17 protein-coding genes are annotated in these 16127 nt (G+C 66.4%); 4 read left to right on the top strand and 13 right to left on the bottom strand.

What is annotated here, in order from left to right; all coding sequences use genetic code 11:
- The first annotated feature begins 128 nt into the window (after positions 1-128).
- A complete protein-coding gene (locus tag AmiPiv_RS05050) occupies positions 129-896 on the top strand; it encodes a DeoR/GlpR family DNA-binding transcription regulator (RefSeq protein ID WP_340036229.1) in 768 nt (255 codons plus the stop codon).
- 83 nt (positions 897-979) lie between these two features.
- Here AmiPiv_RS05050 and AmiPiv_RS05055 read toward each other — a convergent pair whose 3' ends face one another.
- Together AmiPiv_RS05055 and AmiPiv_RS05060 are read right to left on the bottom strand one after the other, a co-directional pair.
- Positions 980-2362 carry a sensor histidine kinase gene (locus AmiPiv_RS05055; RefSeq protein WP_340036230.1) on the bottom strand — a complete coding sequence of 461 codons (1383 nt, stop codon included), beginning with the start codon at positions 2360-2362 and terminating at the stop codon, positions 980-982.
- On the bottom strand, positions 2359-3033 hold the full coding sequence (locus AmiPiv_RS05060; protein WP_340036231.1) for a response regulator transcription factor: 675 nt from the start codon (positions 3031-3033) through the stop codon (positions 2359-2361). Before AmiPiv_RS05060 ends, AmiPiv_RS05055 begins: the two co-directional genes overlap by 4 nt.
- A gap of 303 nt (positions 3034-3336) precedes the next feature.
- Between AmiPiv_RS05060 and AmiPiv_RS05065 the strand changes: the two genes are divergently transcribed.
- A complete protein-coding gene (locus tag AmiPiv_RS05065) occupies positions 3337-3936 on the top strand; it encodes a class I SAM-dependent methyltransferase (protein ID WP_340036233.1) in 600 nt (199 codons plus the stop codon).
- The gene (locus tag AmiPiv_RS05070) at positions 3933-4574 is read left to right on the top strand and encodes a DedA family protein (protein ID WP_340036234.1); all 642 of its coding nucleotides are present in this window, start codon (positions 3933-3935) and stop codon (positions 4572-4574) included. Before AmiPiv_RS05065 ends, AmiPiv_RS05070 begins: the two co-directional genes overlap by 4 nt.
- On the opposite strand, the gene AmiPiv_RS05075 is transcribed toward AmiPiv_RS05070, so the two are convergent.
- The 11 genes from AmiPiv_RS05075 to AmiPiv_RS05125 all read right to left on the bottom strand — a co-directional run bounded on the left by AmiPiv_RS05075 (position 4553) and on the right by AmiPiv_RS05125 (position 14441).
- Entirely contained in the window at positions 4553-4870 is a 318-nt protein-coding gene (locus AmiPiv_RS05075; protein WP_340036235.1) for a hypothetical protein, read from the bottom strand. The genes AmiPiv_RS05070 and AmiPiv_RS05075 overlap by 22 nt on opposite strands.
- A gap of 141 nt (positions 4871-5011) precedes the next feature.
- The gene (locus AmiPiv_RS05080) at positions 5012-5242 is read right to left on the bottom strand and encodes a formate dehydrogenase subunit delta (protein WP_340036236.1); all 231 of its coding nucleotides are present in this window, start codon (positions 5240-5242) and stop codon (positions 5012-5014) included.
- 13 nt (positions 5243-5255) lie between these two features.
- Positions 5256-6083: a formate dehydrogenase accessory sulfurtransferase FdhD gene (fdhD, locus tag AmiPiv_RS05085; RefSeq protein WP_340036237.1), complete on the bottom strand. Its 828-nt coding sequence runs from the start codon at positions 6081-6083 to the stop codon at positions 5256-5258.
- Positions 6084-6257: 174 nt separating this feature from the next.
- Positions 6258-9137 carry a formate dehydrogenase subunit alpha gene (fdhF, locus tag AmiPiv_RS05090; RefSeq protein ID WP_340036238.1) on the bottom strand — a complete coding sequence of 960 codons (2880 nt, stop codon included), beginning with the start codon at positions 9135-9137 and terminating at the stop codon, positions 6258-6260.
- 61 nt (positions 9138-9198) lie between these two features.
- Positions 9199-9456 (bottom strand): hypothetical protein, encoded by a 258-nt coding sequence (locus tag AmiPiv_RS05095; protein ID WP_340036239.1) that lies wholly within the window; start codon positions 9454-9456, stop codon positions 9199-9201.
- Positions 9453-11009, bottom strand: a complete 1557-nt coding sequence (locus AmiPiv_RS05100; protein ID WP_340036240.1) for a formate dehydrogenase beta subunit — start codon at positions 11007-11009, stop codon at positions 9453-9455. Before AmiPiv_RS05100 ends, AmiPiv_RS05095 begins: the two co-directional genes overlap by 4 nt.
- The gene (locus tag AmiPiv_RS05105) at positions 11006-11485 is read right to left on the bottom strand and encodes a formate dehydrogenase subunit gamma (RefSeq protein WP_340036241.1); all 480 of its coding nucleotides are present in this window, start codon (positions 11483-11485) and stop codon (positions 11006-11008) included. Before AmiPiv_RS05105 ends, AmiPiv_RS05100 begins: the two co-directional genes overlap by 4 nt.
- A 141-nt stretch (positions 11486-11626) precedes the next feature.
- Complete coding sequence (locus tag AmiPiv_RS05110) at positions 11627-12526, bottom strand: LysR family transcriptional regulator (protein ID WP_340036242.1); 900 nt, start codon at positions 12524-12526, stop codon at positions 11627-11629.
- A 487-nt stretch (positions 12527-13013) separates the two neighbouring features.
- Positions 13014-13391, bottom strand: a complete 378-nt coding sequence (locus tag AmiPiv_RS05115; RefSeq protein WP_340036243.1) for a VOC family protein — start codon at positions 13389-13391, stop codon at positions 13014-13016.
- Positions 13392-13463: 72 nt separating this feature from the next.
- Positions 13464-13991 (bottom strand): SRPBCC family protein, encoded by a 528-nt coding sequence (locus AmiPiv_RS05120; RefSeq protein WP_340036244.1) that lies wholly within the window; start codon positions 13989-13991, stop codon positions 13464-13466.
- A gap of 36 nt (positions 13992-14027) precedes the next feature.
- Positions 14028-14441 carry a VOC family protein gene (locus AmiPiv_RS05125; protein WP_340036245.1) on the bottom strand — a complete coding sequence of 138 codons (414 nt, stop codon included), beginning with the start codon at positions 14439-14441 and terminating at the stop codon, positions 14028-14030.
- A 212-nt stretch (positions 14442-14653) separates the two neighbouring features.
- Here AmiPiv_RS05125 and AmiPiv_RS05130 point away from each other — a divergent pair, with 212 nt between their 5' ends.
- On the top strand, positions 14654-15823 hold the full coding sequence (locus tag AmiPiv_RS05130; RefSeq protein ID WP_340036246.1) for an Mrp/NBP35 family ATP-binding protein: 1170 nt from the start codon (positions 14654-14656) through the stop codon (positions 15821-15823).
- Positions 15824-16127 lie beyond the last annotated feature (304 nt).

Genomic DNA, 16127 nt, shown 5'->3' on the forward strand with positions numbered 1-16127 from the left:
CAATCCGATTCTGTGGTTTTTGTTGTTCTTTTGACCGTATATGTTGAGATCGATCGTATGAATGCGGTAAGGTCGGTCAATTCCATCTTCAGATTCGGCCAAACGCGCCGTCTGACCGGGGCCGCCTGATGAACCATTCCAAGCGTCACAGCGAAATCCTCCGCCTGCTCGAAACCGAGGGCACGATCACCATCGCCGATCTCGCCGACAAGCTGGGCGTATCGCTGGAAACGGTACGGCGCGACGTCAAGCCGCTCAGCGCCAACGGCTCGATCCTCAAGATGCATGGCGCCATCGGCCTGCCCGCCGTGGTGGGCGAGGCGCCGTTCGAGCGGCGCATGCGCGAGAATGCCGAGGCCAAGCGCAGCATCGCCCGGGTGGTCGCCGCCACCATCCGCGACGGCGATTCGGTCATGCTCGACACCGGCACCACCACCAGCTACCTCGCGCGGGAACTTCTGGGTCACCGCCGGCTGACGGTGGTCACCAATTCGTCCGACATCGCCCGCACGCTGGCGACCGTGAACGGCAACAAGGTCTACATGGCCGGCGGCGAGCTGCGCAGCGACAGCGGTGCCGCCTTCGGCGTGTCGGCCATCGAGTTCGTCAGCCGCTTCGCCGTCGCCCATGCGGTGATCTCGGCCGGCGCGGTCGACGCGGCGAACGGGGTGATGGACTACAATCTCGAGGAGGCCGAGTTCGCCCGCACGGTGCTGGCGCGCGGCCAGCGCTCGGTCGTTGTCACCGACCATACCAAGTTCGGCCGCCAGGGGCTGGTCCAGGTCTGCGGCTTCGCCGGCTTCGGCGAGCTGGTCACCGACCGCGCACCGCCGGCCGACCTCGCCGAAGCCTTGGCGGCGGCCGGCACCGAACTCACCGTCGCCGGTCTGCAATAGGGGTATCGGACGGTCTCCCTTTGATACGCAACGGACCTGCCTTGCGCGACGACGCCGGGGGCGGACCTTCCAGTGCCTTGGCCCTACGCCGTCGGGAACACCATCCTGAAGCAGGCGCCGCCGTTCCGGGCGCGGTCGAGTTCGATCCGGCCGCCATGCATCTGCATGATCTCCTGCACCAGGTTCAGCCCGAGCCCGGCGCCGTGGCCGCGCGGGCGCAGGCGGTAGAACGGCTCGAATATCCTGTCGCGCTCGGCTTCCGGCACGCCTTCGCCCTCGTCGCTGATCTCGACCGTAGCTGGCCGGGCGACGGTGATGGCGATGCGGCCGGCATTGCCGCCATGCTCGATGGCATTCTGCACAAGGTTGGTGATCGCCCGCTCGATCGCCGTGCGGTCGCCTTTGACGAACAGCTCCTCCGCCGCCGGTTCGAACGACATCTCGTAGCCCGTGGCGAACGCCATCGGCGCAAGGTCGACGACCACGCCGCGCGCCGCGGCCACCAGGTCGATCGGCGCGAGTCCCTCGGGCTGGCGGCCCAGCCGCTGGATGTCGAGCAGCTGGTCGGTGAGCGTCGACAGCCGCGCCGTGTCCTGCAGGAGCCGCGCCCGCTCCGGCGTCGGCGGCAGCGAGGTGATGCGGGTGTTGAGGATGGCGACCGGCGTGCGCAACTCGTGCGCGGCGTCGATCAGGAAGCGCTTGTGCCGCTCGTAGCCCCGGTCCAGGCGGTCGAGCGCGCCGTTCACGGCCTTCACCAGCGGCGCGATCTCGGTCGGGATGCGGGCCACCGGCAGGCGCACGCCGCGCGCGTCGACGTCGATCTTCTCGGCCAGCTGGGCCGCCTGCCTCAGGCCCTTGAAGGCGTTGCGCACGACTAGCGGAATGACCACCAGCGTCGCCAGCCCCATCACCCCGCCGATCGGCAGGATGGCCTGCAGGAACAGTTCGGGTGTCACCGCCAGCAGTGCGGTGAGCCGGAACCGGCCCTGGGCGCCAGTGAAGATCTGCACGCGCCCGGCCTTGGTGTCGTACCAGGAGACGATGGCCGCCGGCAGCGTCGTCCCCTTCTTCCAGACCAGCTTGGCGTTGTCGATGTTGTCGAGCGATGCCGTCATGCGGTCGAATTCCTGCGGCACGGTGCCTTCCGCAAGCGAATGTCCCTGCTCGTCGCGCATCACGAACCACAGATCGGGCACCTCGGCGCGCAGGTCGGCGAGCGCCGGGCTCTGCTTCAGCACCAGCCCGCCCTGGTCGTCGCGCCGCACGTCCTTCTTGAGGATCTCGACGGCGCGGCCTTCATATTCCTGCGGGATGACGCCGGTCACCACGAAGCCGCCGATGATCAGCGCGATCAGCAGGGTCAGCATCACCACCTGCAGCACCACAAGGCGCCATACAAGGCGCCATTTCAGCGAGCCGGGACGGATCAGCCGCCTGAGCGGCGAAAGCAGCAGGGCCGGTTTCATGCAATCTCGCGCAGAAGGTAGCCGACGCCGCGCACGCCGTTGATCTCGACACCGCATTCGGCGTCGGCGAGCTTGCGGCGCAGCCGCGACACATGCGTGTCGAGGGCGTTGGACTGGATCTCGTCGTCGAGCCCGAACACGGCCTCCATTAGCGACGCCCGCTGCACCATGCGTCCCGTCCGCTTCATCAGCGCCTCCAGCACCAGCAGTTCGCGGCGCGGCAGCGACATGGCCTCGCCGCGCACCGCGACCTCGCGGTGGCCGAGGTCGAGGACGAGCTCGCCGGCACGGATGACCTGGGCCTGGATCGCCGCGGGACGGCGCAGCAGGGCGCGCAGCCGGGCCAACAGTTCCTCGAAGGCGAAGGGCTTGGCCAGGTAGTCGTCGGCGCCCATGTCGAGCCCGTCGACCTTGTCGGCGGTGTCGCCGCGCGCCGTCAGCACCAGCACCGGCGTGGCGTTGCCGCGGGCGCGCAGCCTGGGCACCAGCGTCAGCCCGTCGCCGTCGGGCAATTGGCGGTCGAGCAGGATCGCATCGTAGCTCTCCGCGTCGGCATAGTCCCCGGCTTCGAGCAGCGATGCGGCGTGGTCGCACACCATGTCGTGGCGCTTGAGCGCCGTGCGCAGGGCGGAAGCCAGTTCCGGCTCGTCTTCGACCAGCAGTATGCGCATCTACGTCTCCGGCAATATGCGGCTCCGGCTGGAGCATCTTGCGGTCAGACGGGTTCGTCTGGGGTCGCACGAATGCGGCTGGAAAAACAGCAGGAACGGCGAAATTGCATTACTCAGAAATGCCCGCCGCTCTAGTGTTCCAACATTGCGAAAGCATTGCGACCTGATCATTCTTGCCGATGCAACTCCGCAATGCCTCAATTCCGCCGATTCTCGCAATGCAGGTGCAATCCAGCAGTCGCAAGCAGTCTTCGCCAGGATCCGGCGCCGATTCGCCGGCGGGACATGCGAGAGGGGTTCGAAATGGCTGCAGGCGACGCTTTGTCGTTTCTCAAGGCATGGGCTTCGGCGCCGCGCAAGATCGGCGCCATCGCGCCGTCGGGCGCGAGCCTGGCCACGCTGATCACCCGCGCCATCGGTCCCGACACCGGCCCGGTGCTGGAGCTCGGCGCCGGGACCGGATCGTTCACCCGGGCGCTCGTCGCCCGCGGGGTGAAGGAGCAGGAACTGACGCTGGTCGAGCTCAACCCCGAGTTTGCCCGCATGCTCAGGCAGCGCTTCCCGGCGGCGCGCGTTCTCGAGGTCGACGCGGCCGGGCTGCGCCAACTCCCGGACTTCGAGGGCAGCACCGTCGGCGCCGTCATCAGCGGCCTGCCGTTCCTGGCCATCCCGCCGCGCCAGACCTATGCCATCCTCGAGGGCGCCTTCGCGAGCCTCAGGGCGGACGGGGCGATGTATGTCTTCACCTACGGCTTCCGCTGCCCCATCGACCGGTCGGTGCTCGACCGTCTCGATCTCGACGTGGCCCGCGTCGGCCACACCTTCCGCAACATCCCGCCGGCCGCGGTCTACCGCATCAGGCGCATGAAGCCGGCCAAGGGCTACGACTGGCGCTTCGCATGATCCCGTCCTTCCTCGGCCTTGGCGTGCTCGGCGCCGGCGTGCTCGCCTTCACCGAGAAGATTTCGCCGGTGCCGCCGTCGCATGTGCTGCTGTTGTTCTTCGGCATGACCGCCGCGCCGGACTGGCAGACGCTGGTGGCGCTGATGCTGGCGACGACGCTGGGTTCCGGCACCGGCTCCATGCTCTGGTACGCCGCCGGCAACTGGCTCGGCCCGGACCGCGCCGATGCGGTCGTGCGCCGTTTCGGCAAATATGTGCTGCTCAAGCACGCCACCTACCAGCGGCTGGCGCAGGCCTACCGCCGCAACAATTTCCGCGCCTCGCTGATCGCCCAGCTGGTGCCGGTGGCGCGCACCTACCTGGCGCTGGAGGCGGGCGTGCTGCGCCTGTCCTTCGTGCCCTTCGCGGTGGCCACGTTCTCGGGCAGCCTGATGTGGAACGCCGCCTTCCTCACCGGCGGCTACATGATGCGCGAGAGCGGCCGCGACCCGGTTGCCCTGGGCTTCCGTATCATCCTGATCGTGGTCGCCGTCGAGGTCGTCTTCCTCGCCGCGCTGAAGCTGTCGGCCATCGCCCGGCGGGCGGCCGCCGCCCGCTCACCGGACGAGGCGCCGGTTCAATCCTCGACGACCCTGTAGATGTTCCAGTAGGACGATCCCGAGACCACCAGGGGTTCGAGCTTCTTGCCCCACTGGGCGTGGGCGTCGATCTTGGAAACCTTGGCGAACATCTCTTCGAGCTGCGCCAGGCTCGCGACCTGGTGGTTGACCTCGATCGTGGCTTCCTTCGCGCCGACCGATCCGGTCAGTATCTGCATCGTCATCTTGTCGGTCCCGGCCTGGGGACCGATCTCGCGCTCCCACTGGCGCAACAGGTCGATTGCACTCTGCTTGTGCCCGAAGCGGGCGTCGATCTTCCATCGTGCCACGAACATGCTTCTCTCCCTCGAGGGTTGGCAGCCTCCGTTCTTACTGTAGCACTTGCCGGACTTTCTAACGAACGTAGCGGGGTGGCAAAATAAAAGCGGCCGGATCTGGTCCCGGCCGCCCTGCTTGACTGTCCCGATTGATTGGTTTCAGGCGGCGTCCTGCCTGGGGCGCCTGATCTTGGCGGCGGCCTCGACCACCGTCGGCTTCATGCCGGCGCCGCCTGCGTCGACCATCTCGAAGAACTGGCGCCGCATGCGCGGGTCCCAGAACTTGTTGATGTGCTCGGCGATGCCCGCCACACCTTCGTCATGCGGCTTGCTATCGAAGAACATGGCGATCTGGTTCGCCATGTAGACGAGCTTCTGCTTCGTGCTCATCCTGTCTTCGTCGTCATGCGACATTTTTCGCGGCTCCGGTGTTCACTCGGTCGGGGTGGGTGAAGATGTCGAAATCGTCGCCGCGCACCAGCGCGACGAGGGTCATGCCGGCTTGCTCGGCGGTGCGGATGGCAAGCGCGGTGGGTGCCGAGACGGCGATGATGAAGGGCGCGCCGATCGCCGCCGTCTTCTGCACCATCTCGACCGAGACGCGGCTGGTCACGACAACCGCGCCCGAACCGCCGTCGATGCCGGCCCGGCTCAGCGCGCCGGCCAGCTTGTCGAGCGCGTTGTGGCGGCCGACGTCCTCGCGCGCCGCCACCACGCCCTTGCCGGGCACGTAGAAGCCGGCGGCGTGGACCGCGCCCGTCTCGGCGTGCAGCGGCTGCACCTTGGACAGCATCTTCACCGCCTGCACGATGTCGTCGGCGGAAAGGTGGAGCGTTGGCCGGTGCACGTCGCAGACCGAGCGCATCGCCTCCTCGATGGATTCGATGCCGCACAGCCCGCAGCCCACCGGGCCGGCGAGGCGGCGGCGCCGCTGCTCGAAACGGGTGTTGGCCTTGTCGAAGAGCCTGATCTGGATGTCGATGCCGGCCTCGACGTCGAGCACCTCGATGGCCTCGATCTCGGCCGCCGATCCGACGATGCCTTCGGTCAGCGAGAAGCCGAGCGCAAAATCCTCGAAATCGGCCGGGCTCGCCATCATCACCGCATGCGTCGTGCCGCCATAGGACAGCGCCACCGGCGTCTCCTCGGGCACCATGCGGTTGGCCACCGACGTCCCGCTCGCCCGGCGGGCGAGGCGGGAGGTCTGGGTGATAGCGGGGCGGTCGGTCATGGCCGGCACTTTCCCTCCCCCTTGAGGGGAGGGTGGTCGCGAAGCGGCCTGGTGGGGTAGGTGCGGACGTACTCGACGCCAATGGCGGTGCCTTCTGAGGCTACCCCCTCTGTCGCCTTCGGCGACATCTCCCCCTCGAGGGGGGAGAAGAGCGACGGTGTCCCGTGCACGTTCCTACTCCGCCGCTTCCATGTGGCCGGCGATGCGGCGGCTCTGCTGGGCCTGCTCGTTGTAGTCCTTCTGCCAGTCCGACGGACCGTTGGAAGGCGACACCTGCACCGCCGTCACCTTGTATTCCGGACAGTTGGTTGCCCAGTCCGAGAAGTCGGTGGTGATGACGTTGGCCTGCGTGTCCGGGTGGTGGAAGGTGGTGTAGACCACGCCCGGCGACACCTTGTCGGTGATCGTCGCCCTGAGGGTCGTCTCGCCGGCGCGGCTCTGCAGCCGCACCCAGTCGCCGTCGCGCAGGCCGCGGTTCTCGGCGTCGTGCGGGTGGATTTCCAGCAGGTCCTCCGCATGCCAGGCGACGTTTTCGGTGCGCCGGGTCTGGGCGCCGACATTGTACTGGCTGAGGATGCGGCCGGTGGTGAGCAGCAGCGGGAAGCGCGGGCCGGTCTTTTCGTCCGTCGCCACATATTCGGTGCGGATGAACTTGCCCTTGCCGCGCACGAAGCCGTCGATGTGCATGATCGGAGTGCCTTCCGGCGCCTTGTCGTTGCACGGCCACTGTACCGAGCCCATCTTCTCCAGGAAGTCGTAGGAGACGTTGGCGAAGGAGGGCGTGGTCTTGGCGACCTCGTCCATGATCTCGGACGGGTGCTTGTAGGCCCAGTTGAGGCCCATCGCCTGGGCGAGCTTCTGCGTCACTTCCCAGTCGGCATAGCCGTTCTTCGGCGACATCACCTTGCGCACGCGGTTGATGCGGCGCTCGGCGTTGGTGAAGGTGCCGTCCTTCTCGAGGAAGGTCGAGCCCGGCAGGAAGACATGGGCGTAGTTGGCGGTTTCGTTCAGGAACAGGTCCTGCACGACGACGCATTCCATGGCGGCGAGGCCGGCCGAGACGTGCTTGGTGTCGGGGTCCGACTGCAGAATGTCTTCGCCCTGGATGTAGATGCCCTTGAAGGTGCCGTCGACGGCGGCGTCCAGCATGTTGGGGATGCGCAGGCCGGGCTCGTCGTCCAGCTTCACGCCCCACAGGCTGTCATAGATGTCGCGCACCGCATCGCCCGAAATGTGGCGGTAGCCCGGCAGCTCGTGCGGGAACGAGCCCATGTCGCAGGCGCCCTGCACGTTGTTCTGGCCGCGCAGCGGATTCACGCCGACGCCCTTGCGGCCGATGTTGCCGGTCAGCATGGCGAGGTTGGCGATGCCGATGACGGTGGTCGAACCCTGGCTGTGCTCGGTGACGCCGAGGCCGTAGTAGATCGCGCCGTTGCCGCCGGTGGCATAGAGCCGGGCTGCACCGCGGATGGTTTCGGCCGGCACGCCGGAGAGCTTTTCGACTTCCTCCGGGCTGTGGCGCGGATCGGAGACGAATTCGGCGTAGTCCTGGAATTCCGACCAGTCGCAGCGCTCGCGGATGAACTGCTCGTCGAACAGCCCTTCGGTGACGATGACATGCGCCAGCGCGGTGACGACGGCGACGTTGGTGCCCGGCTTCAGTGCCAGGTGGTGCGCTGCCTCGATATGCGCCGACTTCACCATCTCGGTGCGGCGCGGATCGATGACGATCAGCTTGGCACCGGCGCGCAGCCGCTTCTTCAGGCGCGAGGCGAAGACGGGGTGCGCCGAGGCCGGGTTGGCGCCGATGATCAGCGCGACGTCGGTGTGCTCGACCGAATCGAAGTCCTGCGTGCCGGCCGAGGTGCCGTAGGTCTGGCCGAGGCCATAGCCGGTCGGCGAGTGGCAGACACGGGCGCAGGTGTCGACGTTGTTGTTGCCGAAGCCCTGGCGGATCAGCTTCTGCACGAGGAAGGTTTCTTCATTGGTGCAGCGCGAGGAGGTGATGCCGCCGACGGCGCCGCGTCCATACTGGTACTGGATGCGGCGGAATTCCTTGGCCGTGTGGGCGATCGCCTCTTCCCACGACACTTCGCGCCACGGATCGGCGATGTTCTCGCGGATCATCGGGTTGAGGATGCGCTCCTTGTGCGTGGCATAGCCATAGGCGAAGCGGCCCTTGACGCAGCTGTGGCCGCGGTTGGCCTTGCCGTCCTTCCACGGCACCATGCGCACCAGCTCATCGCCGCGCATCTCGGCCTTGAACGAGCAGCCGACGCCGCAATAGGCGCAGGTGGTGACCACCGAATGTTCGGGCTGGCCGATCTGGATGACCGACTTCTCCTGCAGGGTCGCCGTCGGGCAGGCCTGCACGCAGGCCCCGCACGACACGCACTCGCTGTCGATGAAGGCTTCCTGCATGCCGGCCGACACGCGGCTGCCGAAGCCGCGGCCCTCGATGGTCAGCGCGAAGGTGCCCTGCACCTCTTCGCAGGCCCGCACGCAGCGCGAGCAGACGATGCACTTGGCCGGGTCGTAGGTGAAGTACGGGTTGGACTCGTCCTTCGCCATCCAGTTGAAGTTTTCGCCGCCGTCGCGCTTGGAAAAGACGTGGTTCTCGCCCTCGTAGCCGAAGCGCACATCGCGCAGGCCGACGGCACCGGCCATGTCCTGCAGTTCGCAGTCGCCGTTGGCCGCGCAGGTCAGGCAGTCGAGCGGATGGTCGGAGATGTAGAGCTCCATCACGCCCTTGCGGATGTCCTTCAGCCGGCCGGTCTGGGTGTGCACGACCAGCCCCGGCGCGACCGGGGTGGTGCACGACGCCGGCGTGCCGGCGCGGCCCTCGATCTCAATCAGGCAGAGACGGCAGGAGCCGAAGGCGTCGACCATGTCGGTGGCGCAGAGCTTCGGGATTTCGATGCCCGCCTCCATCGAGGCGCGCATGATCGAGGTGCCTTCGGGCACGGTCACCTCGAAGCCGTCGATGGTGAGCGTGACCTGCTTTTCGGATTTGGAGGCAGGGGTGCCGAAGTCGATTTCGTGGATGAGACCCATCAGTAGGACTCCTGAGAAGAATTCATTTTGGCTTGGCGGGGGTCGATCAACGCGAACATTTCTACTCCGCGACCTTCGCTGGATGGCCTATCGGCACCAAACGTATCCGGGCTTGCTCAAGCATGTGATCGATAATCTCGATTGGAATATCGGGCACTACAGCCGTGAACGTCATGCTATGGCTTTGGTCCGAGTAAAACACCTCGGCCACGAACGTCGATTTCCCGCCTACGATTTCTGTCGCTTCGTAGTACATGCCGTCCCGTTGCACGTCGCTTCCGACGACAAAACCAAAGCTGCGACCCTGAGCGTCCATCATTCCGCTGCCTGAGCGACCGCTGCCGGCCGGAAGTCTTCGGGGAAATGGTTGATGGCGCTCATCACCGGGTAGGGGGTAAAGCCGCCAAGCGCGCAGAGCGAACCGAACTTCATCGTGTTGCAGAGGTCGCTCACCAGCGCGAGCTGCTTCTCCGGCTCGATGTTCGCCTTGAGCTTGTCGAGCGTCTCGACGCCGCGCGTCGAGCCGATGCGGCAGGGCGTGCACTTGCCGCAGCTCTCGATGGCGCAGAACTCCATGGCGAAGCGGGCCATCTTCAGCATGTCGGCGCTGTCGTCGAACACGGTGATGCCGGCGTGCCCGATCAGGCCGTCCTTGGCCGCGAAGGCCTCGTAGTCGAACGGCGTGTCGAACAGCGCGCGCGGGAAATAGGCGCCGAGCGGGCCGCCCACCTGCACCGCCTTCACCGGCCGGCCGCTGCGGGTGCCGCCGCCGATCTCGTCGACGATCTCGCCGAGGGTGAGGCCGAAGGCCACCTCGAACAGGCCGCCATGCTTGACGTTGCCGGCGATCTGGATCGGGATGGTGCCGCGCGAGCGGCCCATGCCGAAGTCCTTGTAGTACTGCGCGCCCTTGTCCATGACGATCGGCACGGAAGCGAGCGAGATGACGTTGTTGATGACGGTCGGCTTGCCGAACAGGCCCTCGATCGCCGGCAGCGGCGGCTTGGCGCGCACCACGCCGCGCTTGCCCTCGAGGCTGTTGAGCAGCGAGGTTTCCTCGCCGCAGACATAGGCGCCGGCGCCCGAGCGGATCTCGATGTCGAAGCCTTGGGAGGTTCCGAGAACGCTCTTGCCCAGGACGCCCGCTTTCCCGGCCACCTCGACCGCCTTGGTCATGGCGGCGATGGCGTGCGGATATTCCGAACGGATATAGACGTAGCCCTTGGTGGCGCCCGTGGCGAGGCCGGCGATGGCCATGCCCTCGATCAGCACGAAGGGGTCGCCTTCCATGATCATGCGGTCGGCGAAGGTGGCCGAATCGCCCTCGTCGGCGTTGCAGACGATGTATTTCTGCTCGCCCGGCGTATCGAGCACGGTCTTCCACTTGATGCCGGTCGGGAAGCCGGCGCCGCCGCGGCCGCGCAGGCCGGATTCGGTCACCTGCTTGACGACGTCGGCGGGTGCCATCGCAACCGCGTTGCGCAGGCCGACGAGGCCGCCATGGGCCTCGTAGTCGGCCAGCGACAGCGGATCGGTGATGCCGCAGCGGGCGAAGGTCAGGCGCGTCTGCTTGGCGAGGAAGGGCAGCTTTTCCGGATCGCCGAGCGACAGCTTGTGCTGGCCGCCCGCAGCGAGGCCGGCGTCGAACAGCGAGGCGACGTCCTTGACTGACACCGGACCGTAGGCGACGCGGCCGGCTGCGGTCGCGACTTCCACCATCGGCTCCAGCCAGTACATGCCGCGCGAACCGTTGCGCACGATCCTGGCGTCGAGGCCGCGCGCGGAAATTTCCTTCTCGATCGCCTTGGCGACCTTGTCGGCGCCGAGCGCCAGCGCGCCGGAATCGCCGGGAACATAGATCGTCACGCTCATGAGCGCACCTCAGCGGCAATTTCGTCGATCTTGTCGGCGTCGAGACGGCCGATCACCTCGCCGTCGAGCATGGCCGAGGGGGCACAGGCGCACAGGCCGAGGCAGTAGACCGGCTCCAGCGTCACGGCACCGTCCTTGCTGGTCTCGTGGAAGCCGATGCCGAGCGTCTGCTTGATCTGGGCGGCGATCGCGTCGCTGCCCATCGACTGGCAGGCCTCGGCCTGGCACAGCTTCAGCACGTGGCGGCCGGCCGGCTCCTTGCGGAAGTCGTGGTAGAAGGTGAAGACGCCGTGCACTTCGGCGCGCGACAGGTTGAGCGCCTCGGCGATGATCGGCAGGGTTTCCTGCGGAACGTAGCCGAACTCTTCCTGGACACCATGAAGGATCGGGATCAGCGGACCCTCGAGATTCCTCAATTCGCTGATCACCGCAGATGTCCTCGCGGCGACATCGGTACTTGCAGGCTGCATGACCACGCAGCGCCCTCCCTGACATTTGCGCCGTTCCATTGGGCGCCATGTTCCTATTGAACCCGATCCTTAGGGCCGGAATCAATAAAGCTGTTTCGTCACATGATAAAAATTTTCTATCGAGTGGACGATGGAGGGGAGTCTAGCTCACGAGTTGCGGCGGAAATCGCCTGCCAGCGTCATGGCTTCGTCAAGCAGCGCCTGCACCAGCGTCGTGTTCGGATCGCGCCGCGCCACCACCAGGCCGACGGTGTGGCTGGCGTCGGGCTCGACGATCGGAATGGCCCGGATCGGCTCGGCGAAGCCGAAGGTCTCGGCGAGGTTGAGCGGCATGATCGACGACCACTTGCCGGTCCTGATGTGGGAGAACAGCACGATCATCGAATTCGATTCGAGCGTCGGCCTGACCTGCACGCCGGCCTCGGCGAGGTGCTGGTCGATGATGCGGCGGTTCTGCATGTCGGGCGTCAGCAGGCACAGCGGCAGCGTGCTCACCTCTTCCCAGGTGACCTTGTCGCGATCGGAGTATTCGTTGCCCGCCGCCGTGATCAGCTGGTAGCGCTCGGCATAGAGCGGCACGCTGGTGACGCGCCCCAGCGGCTCGTTGTCGAGATAGGTGATGCCGGCGTCGATCTCGAAATTGCCGAGTAGCGACAGCACCTCGATCGAGGTGCGCGACAGGATCGAGAAGGTCACGCCCGGGTGCTTGTCGCGGAACGGCGTCGTCAGCTTCGGCACCATGGCGAGCGCGGTGGGGATCGCCGCGATGCGGATGCGCCCCGACAGGCCGTGGCGGGCGGCGCGCATCTCCTCGCGCATGGCGCGGGTGTCGCCGACGATGCGGCGCGCCCATTCCAGCACCTGCCGGCCCTCCGGCGTCAGCCCCTGGAAGCGCGAGCCGCGCTGCACCAGCATCACGCCGAGGATGTCCTCGAGCTGCTTGATGCCGGCCGAAAGCGTCGGCTGGGTGACGCGGCATTCCTCGGCGGCGCGTCCGAAATGTTGTTCCCTGGCGAGGGCGATGAAGAATTCCAGCTTGTCGATCATGCTGTGAAGCTATCTGGAGCCGGCAGCTTGCGCCAGACTGGTTGCGCCGCGGTCGGGCGGGTTACTTGCAGTTGGGGGCCAGCGGTGGTGTGGGATGATTTGCCGGATGCTGAAGCTTGGACCATCGTTGGCTTCATCGACGTTACGGCATGGATCCCCGGGTCTCCGCAGATCGCTGCGCTCCTGCTCCGCCCGAGGATGACGAAGGCATAGTTGCCTCGGCCAATCCCCAAGGGGTGCAATTGGCAAGAAGAGACGAGCCTGCTGCCATTCGAAACCTCGGAGATTGCTGGCAAAGCTCATGCCTTCGTCTCGCACCCTCGGAGATTGGCGGCAAAGCTCATGCCTTCGTCATCCTCGGGCGGAGCAGGAGCGCAGCGATCTGCGGAGACCCGGGGATCCATGCCGTGACCTCGATGAGGTTCACGACGGTCGAATGCCAGCTACCTGAGCGGGTATCCGGCAAGCCCGGGCGACCACCAAAACCCTATTGGTTGATCAGGTTCAAAATGTTCCCGTCGGGGTCGGTGAACCAAGCCACGCGCAGGTCGCCGAACACATGCACGTCGCCATCCAGCTTTGTGCCCGGCATGTCGTAGTGCTCGAACGTGACGCCCTTGAGCTTCAGCTCCTTCACCAGCCGGTCGATGTCGTCGCCGACGGCCCAGGTGACTGTGGTCGCCTTGTTGGTGCCGGCATAGTCGGACCGGTAGACGTTGACGAGCGTGCTGCCGCTCTTCAGCACGGCGACTTCGTCGCCCATCGCCTCGACCTCCGAGAGCCCGAGCGTGCCGATGTAGAAGTTCTTGGCGCGGCCGAGGTCCCTGACCGCGATGTTGGCGATGGCGTTGGTGTGTCCAAGCATGCTGTCCTCCTTCGCAGGTTTGAGAATGCGCCGGCGGAGATGCCTCGCCCGCCCTGGCGGACCAGGACTTGTTCAGTCCCGTTCGGCGATGGCCTTCAGGTTGGCGAGGCCCTTTTCAAAATCCTTGCCGACCATCTTGTCGAAATTCATGAACACCTGCATCAGCTTGGCCATGAACGGGTTGGGCCCATGCATCGACCACGTCACCCGGCTGCTGTCGCCCTGCGGTTCGATGGCGAATGCGGCGACGTTGTGGGCCTCGAAGGGTTTCAGGAAGTCGAGTTTGATGACGATTTCGTTGGGCGCCGAGATGTCGGTGATCTCCATGCGGCCCTGGCCGACCTTCTTGTTGCCGCTCCATTCGTAGACGGCGCCTTCGCCGGCTTCCGCGCCGCTCATCGTCCGCTTGAGCTCGGGGTCGAGCGTCTCCCATGGCGACCAGTCCCGCCAGCGGCGGAAATCGTTGATGAGCCCGAAGATCGTCTCCGGGGCGGCGGCGATGTCGGCGCTGCGCTTCAGCATGAAATGGTTCGGCTTGGACGCGGCGATGGCCAGGACCGCAAGGACGACGAGGCCGAGAATGATTGCGACGAGCTGCATGTGCCGATCTCCGTGGCGGGTGTGGGTTCGCTGTGCCTATTCCTGGGCGTTGCCGCTGCTGATCATCCAGGGCGTGCCGAACCTGTCCTTCACCATGCCGAAGCCCTTGGCCCAGAAGGTAGGTTGAAACGGCATGTTGACCGTGCCGCCGTCGGCAAGTGCCGTAAAGACGCGCTCGGCCCGGCCGAGGTCGTCCAGGTCGACCGATACCGAGAAGCCGCTCATGTCGCTGGCATATCGCGGCGGCGAGTCGGAGGCCATCAGCACCTGGTCGCCGATCGACAGCTGCACGTTCATCACCTTGTCCAGCCATTCGGCCGGCACGCTGCCTTGGCCGGGCTCGTCCCGATAGGTGACCATGCCGGCGATTTCGCCGTCGAACAGGCGGGCATAGAATTCGAAGGCCTCGCGGCAGTTGCCGTTGAAGAAGAGGTAGGTCACGAACTTCATGGCTTGATCTCCCTGTGGACTGGTATCGGTGCCCCAAGGACGCGGCCGGCGGCCCTTGCCCGACACGCCGCGAAAATTTATTTCGTCCGCCAATAGATGGGGCGGTTGGCGGCATTGCCAACCGGCGCGGCACCTGGCCGCCATTTCGGGTAGTTGGTTCTTCGGCCAAACTGCATTATCTGAGACCCAACAGGGAGCAGTGCGTTCGCCAAATGACAGTCACCAAGGAAGCCGTGCTTGAGCATCTCAGGACCGTCAACGGCCCCGATTTCACCGGCAACATCGTCGAGCTCGGCCTCGTCTCGGAGATTTTCATCGCCGACGGCAAGGTGTTCTTCTCGATCACCGTGCCGGCCGCCCGCGCGCAGGAGATGGAGCCGCTGCGCGCCGCAGCCGAACGCGTCGTCAAGGCCATTCCCGGCGTCAGCGGCGCCGTCGTTGCCCTGACCGCCGAGAAGAAGGGCGGCGGCATGGAAGCGCCGGTTCCGCCGCGCCCGGCAGCACCTCGCCCCGCGCCCGCCGCGGCCCCGCGGCCGGCGCCGCATGCGCCTGCATCGCAGAGCCAGGGCAAGCGCGGCGTGCCCGGCATCTCGGCCATCATCGCGGTCGCTTCCGGCAAGGGCGGCGTCGGCAAGTCGACGACCGCAGTCAATATCGCGCTCGGCCTCGCCGCCAACGGCCTCAGGGTCGGCGTGCTCGACGCCGACATCTACGGCCCGTCCATGCCCAGGCTGCTCGGCATCCATGGCCGCCCGGAAACGGTCGACGGCAAGATCCTCAAGCCGATGCAGAACTACGGCCTCAAGGTCATGTCGATGGGCTTCCTCGTCGACGAGGAGACGCCGATGATCTGGCGCGGGCCGATGGTCATGTCGGCGCTGACCCAGATGCTGCGCGAGGTCGAATGGGGTCCGCTCGACGTGCTCGTCGTCGACATGCCGCCCGGCACCGGCGACGCCCAGCTCACCATGGCCCAGCAGGTGCCGCTGGCGGGCGCGGTCATCGTGTCGACGCCGCAGGACCTGGCGCTGATCGACGCGCGCAAGGGCCTCAACATGTTCAAGAAGGTCGACGTGCCGCTGCTCGGCATCGTCGAGAACATGAGCTACTTCGTCGCCCCCGACACCGGCAACCGCTACGATATCTTCGGCCATGGCGGCGCGAAGCGGGAGGCCGAACGCCTCGGCGTCACCTTCCTCGGCGAAGTGCCGCTCGAAATGCAGATCCGCGAGACCTCCGACACCGGCAAGCCGGTCGTCGTCTCCAACCCCGACGGGGTGGGCGCGAAGGTCTATCGCGACATCGCCGCCCGGGTCTGGTCGCGCCTGCAGGAAGAACAGGGCGCCTCGGAGGCAGCAACGCCGACCATCGTCTTCGAATAGGCGAGGGGTCTTTCGCAGGACCGGATGGCGCGGCTCCTGGCGGCCGGGCCATCGCGGCTTGGTTCCCCGTGGTCCTCGTGAGCAGCGTTCCGCGCGAAGGTGCTCGAGCCGGCGCCTTGGCGCGGGCGGCGTGAACTGCTTGTCCACCGCCGGGCGACTTTTTTTGGGGGGCGGCCCTTCGCCGGGACGCCTTCTCGGCTCGCCGTTCCCACCCCCCTCTGTCCTGCCGGACATCTCCCCCACAAGGGGGGAGATTGGGCCGTCATCGATGCCCCGGCTAGTCACCACCGCTGCAAGAGCTATT

This window comes from Aminobacter sp. Piv2-1, from assembly GCF_037625995.1.
Lineage (GTDB): Bacteria > Pseudomonadota > Alphaproteobacteria > Rhizobiales > Rhizobiaceae > Aminobacter.

Bases quoted from the DNA above. Each gene is read 5' to 3' on its own strand.
- AmiPiv_RS05095 (WP_340036239.1), bottom strand. From the start codon at position 9,456: ATGATGGACGCTCAGGGTCGCAGCTTTGGTTTTGTCGTCGGAAGCGAC.
- AmiPiv_RS05070 (WP_340036234.1), top strand. From the start codon at position 3,933: ATGATCCCGTCCTTCCTCGGCCTTGGCGTGCTCGGCGCCGGCGTGCTC.
- AmiPiv_RS05125 (WP_340036245.1), bottom strand. From the start codon at position 14,441: ATGAAGTTCGTGACCTACCTCTTCTTCAACGGCAACTGCCGCGAGGCC.
- AmiPiv_RS05100 (WP_340036240.1), bottom strand. From the start codon at position 11,009: ATGAGCGTGACGATCTATGTTCCCGGCGATTCCGGCGCGCTGGCGCTC.
- AmiPiv_RS05110 (WP_340036242.1), bottom strand. From the start codon at position 12,526: ATGATCGACAAGCTGGAATTCTTCATCGCCCTCGCCAGGGAACAACAT.
- AmiPiv_RS05080 (WP_340036236.1), bottom strand. From the start codon at position 5,242: ATGAGCACGAAGCAGAAGCTCGTCTACATGGCGAACCAGATCGCCATG.
- AmiPiv_RS05115 (WP_340036243.1), bottom strand. From the start codon at position 13,391: ATGCTTGGACACACCAACGCCATCGCCAACATCGCGGTCAGGGACCTC.
- AmiPiv_RS05050 (WP_340036229.1), top strand. From the start codon at position 129: ATGAACCATTCCAAGCGTCACAGCGAAATCCTCCGCCTGCTCGAAACC.
- AmiPiv_RS05065 (WP_340036233.1), top strand. From the start codon at position 3,337: ATGGCTGCAGGCGACGCTTTGTCGTTTCTCAAGGCATGGGCTTCGGCG.
- AmiPiv_RS05055 (WP_340036230.1), bottom strand. From the start codon at position 2,362: ATGAAACCGGCCCTGCTGCTTTCGCCGCTCAGGCGGCTGATCCGTCCC.
- fdhD (WP_340036237.1), bottom strand. From the start codon at position 6,083: ATGACCGACCGCCCCGCTATCACCCAGACCTCCCGCCTCGCCCGCCGG.
- AmiPiv_RS05130 (WP_340036246.1), top strand. From the start codon at position 14,654: ATGACAGTCACCAAGGAAGCCGTGCTTGAGCATCTCAGGACCGTCAAC.
- AmiPiv_RS05060 (WP_340036231.1), bottom strand. From the start codon at position 3,033: ATGCGCATACTGCTGGTCGAAGACGAGCCGGAACTGGCTTCCGCCCTG.
- AmiPiv_RS05120 (WP_340036244.1), bottom strand. From the start codon at position 13,991: ATGCAGCTCGTCGCAATCATTCTCGGCCTCGTCGTCCTTGCGGTCCTG.
- AmiPiv_RS05075 (WP_340036235.1), bottom strand. From the start codon at position 4,870: ATGTTCGTGGCACGATGGAAGATCGACGCCCGCTTCGGGCACAAGCAG.
- fdhF (WP_340036238.1), bottom strand. From the start codon at position 9,137: ATGGGTCTCATCCACGAAATCGACTTCGGCACCCCTGCCTCCAAATCC.